This window comes from Paenibacillus sp. alder61 (genome assembly GCF_020179875.1).
Taxonomy (GTDB): domain Bacteria; phylum Bacillota; class Bacilli; order Paenibacillales; family Paenibacillaceae; genus Fontibacillus; species Fontibacillus faecis.
Genome location: NZ_JAIUDG010000001.1, coordinates 229,463 through 242,667 on the forward strand (window position 1 = coordinate 229,463; position 13,205 = coordinate 242,667).

General features: G+C 54.8%; 13 protein-coding genes. 3 read left to right on the plus strand and 10 right to left on the minus strand.

Annotated features, from left to right (window positions below; translation table 11 throughout):
* Window positions 1-89: 89 nt before the first annotated feature.
* From LBW89_RS00935 to LBW89_RS00945, 3 genes are read right to left on the minus strand one after another with little or no spacing between them, the layout of a single operon-like run.
* Window positions 90-584, minus strand: a complete 495-nt coding sequence (locus LBW89_RS00935; protein ID WP_225038246.1) for a DUF309 domain-containing protein — start codon at window positions 582-584, stop codon at window positions 90-92.
* A complete protein-coding gene (locus tag LBW89_RS00940; RefSeq protein ID WP_148450414.1) occupies window positions 574-1,389 on the minus strand; it encodes a GTP pyrophosphokinase family protein in 816 nt (271 codons plus the stop codon). Before LBW89_RS00940 ends, LBW89_RS00935 begins: the two co-directional genes overlap by 11 nt.
* Before the next feature lie 28 nt (window positions 1,390-1,417).
* Window positions 1,418-2,512 carry a quinone-dependent dihydroorotate dehydrogenase gene (locus LBW89_RS00945; protein WP_225038247.1) on the minus strand — a complete coding sequence of 365 codons (1,095 nt, stop codon included), beginning with the start codon at window positions 2,510-2,512 and terminating at the stop codon, window positions 1,418-1,420.
* Window positions 2,513-2,696: 184 nt separating this feature from the next.
* On the opposite strand from LBW89_RS00945, the gene LBW89_RS00950 reads away from it, so the two are divergent.
* Window positions 2,697-2,834, plus strand: a complete 138-nt coding sequence (locus LBW89_RS00950; RefSeq protein ID WP_213505163.1) for a hypothetical protein — start codon at window positions 2,697-2,699, stop codon at window positions 2,832-2,834.
* Window positions 2,835-3,340: 506 nt separating this feature from the next.
* Here the strand turns inward: LBW89_RS00950 and LBW89_RS00955 are convergent.
* From LBW89_RS00955 to LBW89_RS00965, 3 genes are all read right to left on the minus strand, one after another.
* A complete protein-coding gene (locus LBW89_RS00955; protein ID WP_225038248.1) occupies window positions 3,341-4,792 on the minus strand; it encodes a L,D-transpeptidase family protein in 1,452 nt (483 codons plus the stop codon).
* Between the two features lie 180 nt (window positions 4,793-4,972).
* Window positions 4,973-5,215 (minus strand): ferredoxin, encoded by a 243-nt coding sequence (locus LBW89_RS00960; RefSeq protein WP_148450417.1) that lies wholly within the window; start codon window positions 5,213-5,215, stop codon window positions 4,973-4,975.
* Window positions 5,216-5,361: 146 nt separating this feature from the next.
* Window positions 5,362-6,681, minus strand: coding sequence for a DNA polymerase IV (locus LBW89_RS00965; protein ID WP_225038249.1), 1,320 nt, complete (start codon window positions 6,679-6,681; stop codon window positions 5,362-5,364).
* Between the two features lie 164 nt (window positions 6,682-6,845).
* On the opposite strand from LBW89_RS00965, the gene cimA reads away from it, so the two are divergent.
* On the plus strand, window positions 6,846-8,465 hold the full coding sequence (gene cimA / locus LBW89_RS00970; RefSeq protein WP_148450419.1) for a citramalate synthase: 1,620 nt from the start codon (window positions 6,846-6,848) through the stop codon (window positions 8,463-8,465).
* 106 nt (window positions 8,466-8,571) lie between these two features.
* On the opposite strand, the gene LBW89_RS00975 is transcribed toward cimA, so the two are convergent.
* On the minus strand, window positions 8,572-9,177 hold the full coding sequence (locus LBW89_RS00975; RefSeq protein WP_225038250.1) for a TlpA family protein disulfide reductase: 606 nt from the start codon (window positions 9,175-9,177) through the stop codon (window positions 8,572-8,574).
* A gap of 130 nt (window positions 9,178-9,307) precedes the next feature.
* On the opposite strand from LBW89_RS00975, the gene LBW89_RS00980 reads away from it, so the two are divergent.
* A complete protein-coding gene (locus tag LBW89_RS00980; RefSeq protein WP_225038251.1) occupies window positions 9,308-9,817 on the plus strand; it encodes a Mov34/MPN/PAD-1 family protein in 510 nt (169 codons plus the stop codon).
* Here LBW89_RS00980 and LBW89_RS00985 read toward each other — a convergent pair.
* From LBW89_RS00985 to LBW89_RS00995, 3 genes are all read right to left on the minus strand, one after another.
* On the minus strand, window positions 9,804-10,538 hold the full coding sequence (locus LBW89_RS00985; RefSeq protein ID WP_148450421.1) for an exonuclease domain-containing protein: 735 nt from the start codon (window positions 10,536-10,538) through the stop codon (window positions 9,804-9,806). The two genes, LBW89_RS00980 and LBW89_RS00985, sit on opposite strands and share 14 nt — an antisense overlap.
* On the minus strand, window positions 10,535-11,626 hold the full coding sequence (locus LBW89_RS00990; RefSeq protein ID WP_225038252.1) for a DUF294 nucleotidyltransferase-like domain-containing protein: 1,092 nt from the start codon (window positions 11,624-11,626) through the stop codon (window positions 10,535-10,537). The genes LBW89_RS00985 and LBW89_RS00990 overlap by 4 nt, the downstream gene beginning before the upstream one ends.
* Window positions 11,627-11,696: 70 nt before the next feature.
* Window positions 11,697-13,145 carry an ammonium transporter gene (locus tag LBW89_RS00995; protein ID WP_225038253.1) on the minus strand — a complete coding sequence of 483 codons (1,449 nt, stop codon included), beginning with the start codon at window positions 13,143-13,145 and terminating at the stop codon, window positions 11,697-11,699.
* Window positions 13,146-13,205 lie beyond the last annotated feature (60 nt).

Below are 13,205 nucleotides of genomic sequence, written 5' to 3' on the forward strand. Positions count from 1 at the left end.
TACCTTCCGTTTCTTTAGCTGTGTCCGTTTCGGCAAGCTTATTGTAACACAACATAGACAAAATGCAGCCTGAAAGGCTGCATTTCGCTTTAACTGTCCGAACCGTGACGGGAATCCCGATTCTTGTTATGCTCCCTTGCCTCGTGTTTGGCTCCTCTCTGGGGTCCGCGGCGTTGAGGCACATTGGGCCGAAGCTCGGAAGCCGTCCGGTTCACTTCCAGAGAGAGATGCGGATCTTGAATGTCGATATCAAGGTCGTAGTATGAGAAAGGCTCCGTCTCGTACGCCTCCAAACGTTTCGCGTACTCGGCCGCTTCGCTGCGCAGTCGCCCCAAGTCGATGCCGAGGCTGTTCTCGGGGTAATCCTTCAGCCGTTCCGCGGCGGAGCGGAGCATTTTCCGTCCGCCCGTCACGTTGCCGTTGCGAAAATGGTACAGGCCGACCGCCACCTGGAGCAAGCCCTTGTATAACGGCTCCCGGTCCATCTTCAGCCATAGCTCCTCCAATACTTCATGGCATTCGAAGTAATCGCGATCCCGGTTGAAGTACACCAGATACGCGAGGTAGAGCGGATCATAACTCATCCCCGGGCTCCTCCACCTTTTTGGAGGCTTTGATCAGCGCTTTGACCTCGGCCAGCAAATCTTTAATCCCTTCCATATCCCGCGCTTCCCACAGCCGGTTAAACCGTTCCTGGGCTTCGATCGCTTCGGACACCAGGTGGTAAAAATACAGCTGATGGATCGCCGATAGCAGGAGAGAGACGATGTTCGATTCGTCTTCAAAGCTCTTCTGCGCGATCAGAATTTCCTGACGGATGCTGGACATCTCGTTATCCAGCACATTCGCGGCCTCGGCCGCCTTCTTCAATCGTTTTCTCATTTCATCGGGCAGGCTCTCTTTGTATTTATAGTTCAGGGAGTGCTCGATCGTAGCCCAGAAATTCATGGCCAGCGTGCGAATCTGAATCTCGGCAAGCACGATTTTTTGGCCGAGCGCCGTTTGAACCGGGTATTCGACGATCATATGGAAGCTACGGTACCCGCTCTCCTTGTAATTCGTAATATAATCCTTTTCGTACAGCACTTTAAGATCTTTACGCATCCGGATATATTCCGCCACCCGGCGGATATCCTCGACGAATTGGCACATGATGCGGATGCCCGCGATGTCCTCGATGCCGGTCTCCAGATCATCCATCGAAACGTTCAGCCTCTTGGCTTTGTCGAGGATGCTGGAAATTTTCTTCACCCGTCCGGTCACGAATTCAATCGGGGCGTATTCTTCGCGTTTCTTCAGCTCGGACCGCATCGTCTTGAATTTGACCTTTAATTCCTCAACCGTTTGTTCGTAAGGAAGCAAAAAAGTTCCCCAATCCCTACTGTCCATGCGTGTGCCTCCTGTCTTCTTACCGCTTTTACCGGTGATCCGCCCCGATCGCTTCGGTAATATGGGCAAATCCGTCCCGTTTCAGCAGTTCCCTCAAACCGCGGTGCAGCTTGCGGTTAATTTCGGGCCCTTCGTAAATTAACGCGGTATATATTTCAACCAGACTCGCGCCGGCCCTGATTTTCTCGTAAGCGTCGGCCGCGCTGAATATGCCGCCTGATCCGATAATCGGCAGGCGTCCTCCGGTTTGACGATAAATGTGCGAAACGATTTCGGTCGAACGTTGACGTAGCGGTTTGCCGCTTAGGCCACCGGTTTCCTTGGCGTGAGTATGGGTCAGGCCTTCCCGGGACACCGTGGTATTCGTGGCGATCACGCCGGATACCCCGCTTTTTAGGATCGTTTCAATCATATAATCCAATTCGTCGGAACTGACATCCGGAGCGATCTTAACCAGCACCGCTTTTTCGGTCCCATGAATGTTCGCTTGGGCGGCCATCTCTTCCCGGACGGCCCCGAGCAGCTGCGCCAGCTCGTTCCCATGCTGCAGGTTGCGCAGGTCCGGCGTATTCGGCGAACTGATATTCACCACGAAAAAGTCGGCATACCGATATAACACCGAAATGCATTTCTTGTAATCGAGATGCGCCTCTTCATTCGGAGTCGCCTTGTTCTTCCCGATGTTGACCGCGATCGGAATCGGCCTTCGCTTCAGCGCCGCCAGCCGCTCGGCCATCTGTTCCGCTCCCCGGTTATTGAAGCCCATCCGGTTGATCAGCGCTCCCTCCGGAGGCAGCCGGAACAATCGGGGCTGCTTGTTCCCCGGCTGGGGTTTCGGCGTCACCGTGCCCACTTCCATAAAACCGAAGCCGATCGCGGAGAAACCGTCCACCGCGTCGGCATTTTTGTCCAACCCGGCGGCAAGCCCGACGGGCGAAGGAAAATGAACGCCGAACAAATTCGAGGACAACTCGCGCGCCTCGGAAATCCCGTACAATCCCCGCATCGCCGGAATCATTCCCGGAATTTTTGCCGCTGTATGTAAACCGTCTATCACCAGATGATGGGCTCTTTCCGGATCCAATTTAAAAAATACGGGTTTCCCCAAACGCCGATATAACACAGGTAATCCTCACTCCGATCACTTAGGTTGACAAAGAAAAAACTCCATATCCAGTTTAGCGGTTTCCGGCGCAAAAGGAAAGTTTATCGGCCGCGGAAATCGCTGAGCGGAATATGGAAATTTCTTGTGAAAACACTTACAATATAAATAAATTAATCCATACCACGGAAGGAGAATCATAACGATGTCGACCAAACGCAGACCGCCGACTCTCCAGCAAAAGAAGGACGAGGTCAACAAAAAAGCGCTGATCTGGGCCAGCTCGGTGATCGCCGCTCTGATTATCGTCGTCACGGCCGTGATCATTCTGACGCAGGTTTAGTCCCTAGTTCCCCCGGCTAGTGCCCATTTAGGCAACTGAGTTAGGTACCCGCAGGTTCTCTTGCCGACCGCCGAATAACGGCCTTTTGGGCCGCTATTTCGCCCAGATTCGCTTTTTCGGGAAGAATAGCGGCTAAAAAAGGCCCTATTTCTCTGGTGCGAGCTCAAAAATCCGGTTTGGGCCCAACTTTCTATAAAATAAGGCCCCAAATGACCGCTATTTCACATTGAAGGGCCAAATTCGACAAAATAGCGCCTTAAAAGGCCGTTATTCACCTGCCCTACCTCAAAACGGAGTTGGCGTTGACAAATTTGCTCGAGTTTATGGCAACGCTAGTGCCTTTTAGGCCGCTATTTTCCCCGCGAAAGCGAATCGGGCCAAGTAACGGCCCGGAACGCCGCTATGGCAGCGACAGCGGGGGCCTAGGGAATTTGCGGCGGGAGCATGCTGAATTGAACCCGCTACGCTTCGGCGAAGAGTCCCCTATTACGATAGCTGATGAGGCACTAGTTCAGCCAATGGTAAGTACGCTGGGGATTGGTCTGATCCTGGCGGCTGCCCAGCTTAAAGCGCTCCTCGGGCACCGACTCCGGCTTCGGAAGAATCCCCTTTCCGATCGTCACCTTCGTTCCCTTCGGAACCAGGTCGAACAGTTCCTCCACGTCCTGCTTGGTCATCCGCACGCACCCCAAAGATTCATTCTTGCCGATGCTGTCGGGCTCGTTTGTGCCATGGATCGCATAGTTCGTTTCCGAAAGCTGCATCCCCCGGCTCCCGAATTCACCGTTATCCCGCCCGTTCGGGTTCACCACTTTATCGGTGATCCGGAACACGCCTTCGGGTGTTCTCTCGCCGCCCAAACCCACTTTATAGTTGCGGAGGATGACGTCCCCGCTGACTACCGCCAAACGATGATTCGCGGTGTCCACGATCACCTCCAAAGGTTTGGCAAAGTAAGGTTCCGTACCGGACAAAGTCCCCATCTTGTCCCCTGCCGAACCCTCCTCGTTCTGGCCCTTCGCCGTTTCCGTCCCCGCTCCCGCTTCCTTCTTCAGGCTCGCCAGCAGCGGTTGGAACGCCTTTTCCATCACCGGATCGCTTCCCGCGAGCCAGTTATTCGGAAATGAACCTGTCAGGGACTGCAAACTTTCCGGCCAGCGGCCTTCCTCCTCCTTATAGTGCCGAATGGCGGAAGAAAGCGCGGCCAGCGATTCCTGGCGCTCGATCCAGGGCAAAGCGCCTTTCCGGAGTCCGGAAGCTTCCGGCGGCGTGCACTCGCAAGTTTTGGCGTCATAGGATTGAAGCGTCGTTCTTCCGGCCTGGGCTTGGCGGACAACCCCGTAAACGACGGGCATCTCCTTGGACCACAGGGACCACCGGCCGGACTGGACCATCCCGAGCACCGCGGTTTCCCGGCCGGCCGCGGGAGCATCGTCCGTTAACATTTCGGCCATAGCGGTATGCTTGCGCTTCGGATCGCCGAAGTACGGCTTGGCCGTATAGCCCCCGCCTTCACCGGCTTCTCCCGCTTCTCCGCCGCTCTTCCCGGATGAGCCCGGCGAATGGCCCCGCTCCGGCAGCTCCGCGGTGAGATCCTGGTCCTCGAGGTTGCCCTCCTCTATGCCCGACTGAGCGGCCGACGAGCTCCCCGGCGCCTGGGCCGACGGCATCCATAAAAACAGCAGCAGCATCAGCGCGACTCCGATTTTGCGCCATAGCGTCGCCTGCTTCTCCTTGCGCATCGACTCCCGCAGCAGGTTCTCCTGATATTCCTTCCATAGATCGGCCGGAACTTTACTTGCTTCAAAGGCCTCGTATACGCTTCCGGCCTGGATGTAACAGTAATGGGCCTTGCCTTCCTGACCCGTCGCCTCATACTCTTTGCCGAGCAAGTACCAGGCCATTTTGTTTTTGGGATGATTCTCCACGTATTTCTTGAGGTAAGCCGAGTTGCTCATCGAAATCCTCCACATGGACAAAATTGACATTTCTCTTTATTCTTTATCGGCAGAGCCGGCCGGGTTGCTAAGCGCCATCCCGAGGTCAGCCGAAAATCGCGACTTTTTGCCTATAAATACAAAAGACATCCCCTGCGAATGGCACAGGAGATGTCTTACCGTGTTCAATATGGAGCCGGATTAACCTTCTTTGTTGAAAGGTTCATCCGCAATCTTGATGGAATCGGTCGGGCAGCCGTCACAGGCGTCCTGAAGGTCATCGTAGAGGTCCTCCGGAATTTCGGTGACACCGCGGTTGGCGTCACTGTTATAAATAACTTCGGCCAAGCCTTCGTCGTCGTAATCGTAAATATCCGGTGCTGTTGCGCCGCATGCGCCGCAGGCGATGCATGTGTCTTTCTCAACCCAAGTATATTTAGCCATTTTATCTGCCTCCTGAATAAACGGTACAAGTCCGGTTCTTAGTTTGTCACCAAGTTCAATATAATATAAATAGAAAGCAATTTCAATTCTCTTTCCGAATAATCCCATCGCAAAAACAGATGATTTCTACGGATCGATCCTTCGGCTCACGGTTCCTTCGGCTCTCTGAGAAAATCCGTCTGCAATGAAGTGCCGCGAATTTTGTGATTGCGGATCAACGCCGAAGGATCGTCGGTCAGCATGCCGGCCGTAAGAACGGCGTTTTCGCCGAATTTGTCGCGAAGCAGGTCCATCGTCTTCGTCAAGGATTCCTTTTTGGGCTGCTGCTCGTAATTGAACAAATCGAGCTGTACGGCGGATTCTTCTTTGGCGACCAGGTTCTGCAGCGTGATGCCGAGCAGCCGGATCGGCCTCCCTTCATTCCAGTGACGACGGTACAACTCGCACGCTTCCCTGTAGACATCTTCGGCCCGCTCGATGACGGTGTCCAGGCTTTGCGAGCGGGTTATCGTCTTCATGTCGGGCGTACGGATCGTAATCTGGACCGTTTGGGCCACCAGGTTTTGTCGCCGCAGCCGCCGGGTTACCTGATCCGCTAAATTCAGCAGCACGCGCTGCACTTCTTCCGTCTGCGTCACATCCCGGGGCAGCGTCGTCGTATGCCCGATCGATTTGTTCTTGTCGCGCTCTTCCCGTACCGGAGAATCGTCGATCCCGTTCGCGGCCCGCTTCATCCAGCTTCCCGCCACGCCGAATTTCTCGTTCAGAAGCCTTTCGTCGGCGGCCGCCAGTTGGCCGATCGTATAAATCCTGAGCCGCTTCAGCTTCTCGGCGGTCTTCCGGCCGATCCCGAACAGCTCGCCGCACGGCTTGTCCCAGAGCAGCGCCGGCACGTCGCGGATGCGCAGAACGGTAATCCCCCTCGGCTTTTTCATATCGGAAGCCATCTTGGCCAGCAGTTTGTTCGGCGCGATCCCGATCGAGCAAGGCAACCCCAGTTCATCCGCCACTCTGGCCTGGATTTCATGAGCAATGTCAAGCGGGGTGCCGAACTGTTTCGACCCGGTGATATCCAGGTAACATTCGTCGATCGAAACGGCCTGAAGCAGCGGAGTGTATTCGTACGCGATATCCATAAACGCCCGGGAATATTTGCGGTACAGATGAAAGTCCGGTTTGATCAGAATCAGCTCCGGACATTTCTTCAGCCCTTGGGCCACGGTCATCCCCGTGGAGATTCCCCGTTTACGGGCCGCGTAAGAGCAGGTGACGATGATGCCTTTGCGAAGCTCTACGCTCCCCGCCACCGCCGTTGGCCGATTCCGGTATTTCTCCGGCTCTTCCGCCTCATGCACCGAACAATAAAAAGCGTTCATATCGATATGCAGCACAACTCTGCCGCGGGCGGGATAGTATTTATCGTTATCGATATTGCCAGTCACGTCCAATACCGTCCCCTCATTCATACTTTCCTGATTCCAGCATACCCCTTTGCCCGAAGGCAGGTCAACAAGCGCCGAATGCAAATTCCTAAAATCCGTGTTACATTTCAAAAAGACAAATGCTATAATAAGAAATTAAAATCGGAGCTTGTATTCCAGAGGACATCCATTAAGGAGGAACATCCAACATGTCAAAGGCTTTATCTATCTTCGACACCACCCTGCGGGACGGTACCCAAGGCGAGGGCATTAGTCTATCGGCCGACGATAAGTTGAAGATTGCCAAGAAGCTGGATCAGCTGGGTGTCCATTATATTGAAGGGGGCATCCCCGGCAGCAACAACAAGGACATCGAGTTTTTCAAGCGCGTACAGGAACTGAAGCTTCAGGCAAAGATCACGGCTTTCGGAAGCACCCGGCGAAAAGACAGCCTGGCCGAGCATGACGCGAATCTGAAGCGGATGATCGAATCTGGAGTTCAGGCCGCCACGCTCGTCGGCAAATCGTGGGACTTCCACGTCCACACGGCGCTACAAACCACGCTGGAAGAGAACTTGGCGATGATCTACGACTCCATCGCTTATTTGAAGCGCCAGGGTCTTGAGGTTATTTTCGACGCCGAGCATTTCTTTGACGGCTACAAGAACAACCCCGAATACGCCCTTTCCGTCATGGCCAAGGCGGAAGCAGCCGGGGCCGATTGGCTCGTCATGTGCGACACGAACGGCGGAACGATGCCGCATGAAGTGCATGACATCGTCAGCGTGCTGGCAGGACGCGTGACAAACTCCCGCTTGGGCATTCACACCCATAACGATTGCGAGCTGGCGGTGGCCAATTCGCTTAGCGCGGTACGGGCCGGCGCGGAACAAATCCAGGGAACGATGAACGGTTACGGCGAGCGCTGCGGCAACGCCAATCTGTGCTCCATCATTCCCAACCTCCAGCTCAAGCTCGGCTACCAGGTACTCGAGGAGGACCAATTGAAGCAATTGACCAATACGGCGCGTTACATCAGCGAAATCGCCAATGTTTACATGCCGGTCAACCAGCCTTATGTCGGGACGGCGGCCTTCGCCCACAAGGGCGGCATCCATGTTTCGGCGATTTTGCGGGATTCCCGCACTTACGAGCATGTCGCTCCCGAAACGGTGGGCAACCGCCAGCGCGTCCTCGTCTCCGAACTGGCCGGACAGAGCAACGTCCTCTCCAAGGCGCAGGAAATGGGCATCGCCTTCGATCCCGAGAACGAGAATACGCGGGAAGTCATCGCCAAGATCAAAGATCTGGAGCATCAAGGCTATCAATTCGAAGGGGCCGACGCTTCGCTGGAGCTGCTGCTGAGACAGGCCAACGGCGATCTTAAGGAGCTCTTCGTCTTTGAATCGTTCAAGATGCTGGTCGAGAAATCCGCGGGCAAACCGGTTATTTCGGAAGCTTTCGTTAAACTGAACATCGACGGAAACAGCATCTATACCGCCGCCGAGGGGAACGGACCGGTCAACGCGCTCGATAACGCCCTCCGCAAGGCGCTTATCACTTATTACCCTGCCCTGCAGGAAATACACTTATCCGACTATAAGGTAAGAGTGCTCGACGACAAGGACGCCACCGCTTCCAAGGTCCGGGTTCTGATCGAATCCCGGAATTACGAGAACTCCTGGAGCACGGTCGGCGTATCCGGCAATGTCATCGAGGCCAGTTGGGAAGCCCTCGTCGACAGTTTGCGCTACGCGCTGATCGGCCAGACCAAGCGGGAGGATTACACCGAAATTCCATCGGCCGGACGCGGTTTGGTGAATCACTAAAGCGGGGAAAATCCCGCAAAAAAACGTCAGAGTTTTTCTTCCCGTCTTGGGAAGAGAAGTTCTGACGTTTTTTAAGTTGGTTCATTTGGATGAATCGGGCTGTCGGCTACTTCTCCACAAGCTTGCGGATTTTGGCCTCCAGTTCCTCTGGGGGAAGAGTCCCGACGACAACATCTCGGATCTTCCCATCCGGATCGATCAGCACGTTCGTCGGAAAAGCGACGCCATTGTATTTCCGGTAAACCTCTTCCTTCTCATCCAGCAATACGGGAAATGTATATCCGTAATCTTTCACGAAGGTCTTGGCTTCATCAAGCTTATCGTAAAAGGTGACATTAACCGCCAATACGTCCAAGGTATCGCCGTATTTCTCCGCCAGCTTGACCAGGTCCGGAGCTTCCTCTTTGCAAGGGTCGCACCAGGAAGCCCAAAAGTTAAGTAACAGCGGCTTATCCCTTTTACCGCCAACCCGGTAGCTTTTCCCATCCAATCCAACGAGAGCAAACTCGGGAGCTTTCGTCCCCGGCTTCGGGACGTTGGCCGCCACCATGGCGTCGATCGCCTGGTTTTTCCCGGCTGCCCCCGCCTCTTTGGCCTCCTGCGATTTTCCGTTCCCCAGAAAGGACAACCATCCGTTCCCCTGGTTATCATAAACCGCGTAGGTCAACAGCAGCAACAGCAATCCCGCCCAGATCCAACCGTTCTTTCTCATGTGCGCAACTTCCTTTATGTTATGGTATGATACGCTTGAAATTTACTTTATTTGTTCTATTGTACCCCGTTTACGCAAAATGTTACAAACATGTGCCAGCAGGATCTTCTCAAGGAGGAAAATCGCCGCTATGACGCGTCTTGCCGATCGAAAACCCTATCAAACCCCGACGATCCTCCTGCCCATGTCCGTGCGCGATGAAATCGCCGCGGACACCTATGACCGTTTACCTCGCGAGGCCTGCGGCGCCTTGTTCGGCGCGCGTAACCCCGAGCTGATTGTGGTCGAGAACTACAGGCCACTCACCAATGCGGCGGAAAATCCGGATCATGCCTTCCTGCTAAAACCCGAGGAGTGGGTAAAGTGCTGCTTCACCCCGAACTTCATCGGGATTTATCATTCGCATCCCACCACACTGCCCGAGCCCTCCGCGACGGATCTGGAAGATCTGCCGCGATTCGGCTCCCTTTTTCCACTTTATATGATCGGCTCACCGGTCTCCTTCGGAGACGGCAAGGCCGCGGCCCAAGCAAAAAAGCCGCCCGATGATCCGGACGACTTCTTATTGAATGCCTATTTCATTGAGGAGACCGAACGTTTAAAGTACGATCTGAGCAAAATAATGATTACGTTTTGCTAAGAAAATGATAAAGGTCCCCCAATGTGATCACACCCCGTTCTCTTAATTGGCCGATCATCGCCTGCCAGAGAGAGGAGGTCATTTTGGCGTCCTCCAGCGCGTGATGCCGCTGCAAAATCGGAATTTCGTAGACGCGGAGCCAGTCGTCAAGCGACGAGACCTTCCGATCGGGAGCCAGTTTCTGAGCGATCATCATCGTATCCAGGACCCGGTGCCCCAGATGCGCTTTGGTCGTCTTCCACAAGGCCACGTCCAAAAACGCTTTGTCATGCGCGCTTCCGTGCGCGATCAGTACGCGGTCGTCGACAAAGGCCATGAATTCTCGCAAGGCCTGCAACAGAGCAGGTGCATTCTGGGCCATTTCCTGGGTAATACCCGTCAGCTCGACAATGCGTTCCGGTACGGAGCAAGCCGGCTTACAAAGGGAATAATACACTTCGCCCGTCATTTCCTCGCCGTTCATCTTCACCGCCCCGAAGGACAAAATCTCATCACCGTAATGATAATGGAAGCCCGTCGTTTCCAAATCAAATACCGCCGTTTTCAGTTGACTTAGCGGAACGTGAAGCGTCTCCGGCCGGCGCTGCCCCTTGGTCAGTGAACGCACAAACGCGATTTGCTGCGCGCTCGGCGCCCCCAGCATGGAGGCGATCCGAGGAGAGATCCCCCCGCCTTTGAGCGCATCCCAAAATCCGCCGTTTCCCTTCATCGGTTCCTTCATAGCCATTTCCTTTCTGCGTATCGCTGCTGCCGTTGCAGGGTGCGGTACATCAGCTTTACGGTGCCCAAAGCCTCCCGTAGCTCACTTCGAATCTCCTTCTTGCGCAGCCATTCCCCGGGCAAGAATCCCGTCCCCGACAGAACGCCGCCTTCCTCTTTATACGAAGCGAGAGATCGAAATCGCAGCGCGGTATAAAACGCCTTCTGGCTTAATTCCAGCCACCTGAATGGAACGGCCTCCAGCTGATTTAGCTGGTTCAACCGCTCCAGGGTGGAGGACCCGCTGACGCCATACACCACCGCAAGGTAGCGGATCGCGTTTACAATAGGTAAATAAAGTCCGTACTTCACGTCAAAATCACCCGCATGTTCCCCGTTCTGCTCCGTGATCACTTGTCCGAGTACATTCAATGCCGCCTTATGGCGTACGGTATTGCGGAGAACGGCCGCCCCAAGGTCCTGTTCCGGCGATGACTTCCGTTCAAAAACATCGTGCATCACCCGGCGGAACGCTGCGGATAACGAGCCGTCCCCGGCGATGTGACGCATGTCCGCCGCAATCATCAAGTATCTCACCTGTTCCCAGCCAAGCTCGCTTCTCCAGTTTTCCAGCTGCCTGCCCCATTCTTTAACGGTCTTTCTCCAAAGCGGGTTGGAGACCATGACATTTCCCGGGCAAGGCGGATATCCGGACTTCTCCAAAATATGAGAAAGCCGGGGGCCAAAGATAGCGAAATAATCTTTTGCCGCCGGATCCCCGTTTTCCCCTATCACGAGTCCGTTATCCTGATCGCTCCAAAGCGTCTGCTCGTTCCGGCCTGCGCTGCCGAAGGCGATAAAGGCATATGGAGCGGGAGGAGGGCCGAAGCCCTCCTTCATTAACTGCCGCTCGCATATCTCTGCCGCACGGGACATCACGGCATCATGCAGTTCCCCGACCAGCCGGTTCCAAACTCCGATGTTCGTGGTCGCAAAACCTTCGTACAGACGTGTCTGTTCCTCCAGTCTTGCCGATCTCAATCCCTCCGGATCGGAAGCCGCCCGGATCGATTGGAGGTTCACCTCTTTCATGGCCGCTTCGAAGCTCATAGGCCCGACTTCCTTTCTACCCGGATGATTAAACTATATAAGTTTGTTTACTTATATATGGTGTCATTTCTTACAGGGCTGGATCGCTCTTCACGATTCTTGGTTTGTCGGCAACCGGCGTTGCGCCGGAATCGGACGCCAAGCCGCCTTGATTCAACAGATTCATTTGCTCCGGATACCCGTAGGTACCGTGTTCGCTGATGTCCAGCCCCATCATTTCCTCTTCTTCCGTGACGCGCAGCCCCATCAGCATTTTCATACCGCCGAGCAGGAGGAAGGACAACACGAGTACGAAGGCAAATGTTCCGACAACCCCGAGAAGCTGAACACCAAGCTGCCCGAAACCTCCGCCGTAGAACAAACCGGCCTTCCCCACACCCGTCGTTTCCGCCAATTCCGGTGTAGCGAACAAGCCTGTGGAGATCGCTCCCCATACCCCCGCAATTCCGTGAACCGAGAATGCGTAGATCGGATCGTCGATGCCGGCCCGTTCAAACCATCTGGCGGTGAAGAAAGTCAGCACGCCGGCTACCGCGCCGATGACGATGGAAGCCCAAGCGTCGACGAAAGCACAGGAACCCGTAATGGCCACCAGCGCCGCCAGAACGCCGTTCAGCATGCTCGGAATATCGGATTTGCCCATCACGGCCCAGGAGATCAACAGCGCCGCTACCGCACCGGCCGCAGCCGCCAGATTCGTCGTCATCAGGACATAACCGAAGAATCCGTCACCCAGCGGAGTCAATGCGCTGCCGGGGTTAAAACCAAACCAGCCGATCCAAAGAATGATGACGCCGAGCACGGTTAACACTTGGTTGTGGCCCGGAATGCTGTTAGGTTTGCCGTCTTTGCTGTATTTGCCCAAGCGCGGTTTCAATAGAATGGTCGCCGCGAGCGCCGCGGTCGCACCGGTCAAATGCACTACCGTCGAACCGGCGTAATCCTGCATGCCCAGAGAACCCAGCCAGCCGCCGCCCCATACCCAGTGAGCCACAATCGGATACATAATCGTCAGGAACAACACGCCGAACACGATATATACGCTCAGCTTGGCGCGCTCAGCCATGCCTCCGCAGGCAATCGCCAGGGATACGGCCGCAAAGGCCATTTGGAACAAGAACATCAGATCCAGCGGAACACCTACTTCAGAGAATACGGAGAACGATCCGATGGCGTCTTGGCCTCCGTAGAAAAATCCGGTCGTCCCCAAAAAGCTGTTGCCGTCGCCAAAAGCGAAGCCGAAGCCGAAAGCCCACCAGACGATCACGGTAATACCCAGCGTCAGAACGGTCTTCCCTGCGACATGACCCGCGTTTTTCATCCGGACCGACCCCGCTTCCAATAAAGCAAAGCCGGCTTGCATAAAGAACACCAACATCGCGGCCAGGAAGACAAACAAGGATTTTAAGCCGATTTCCAGAACCGGTGCGGTCAATTCCCCTTCGGCCGCAAATGCGGATACCGGAAAAGCGAATGCCGCTACCGCCCCTAACAGTCCAAACAGCCATTTCTTTTTCATTGAGACCCACTCCCTAATGTCATATTTCCTAACACAAATCAAAATGTTAAGGTGATTATA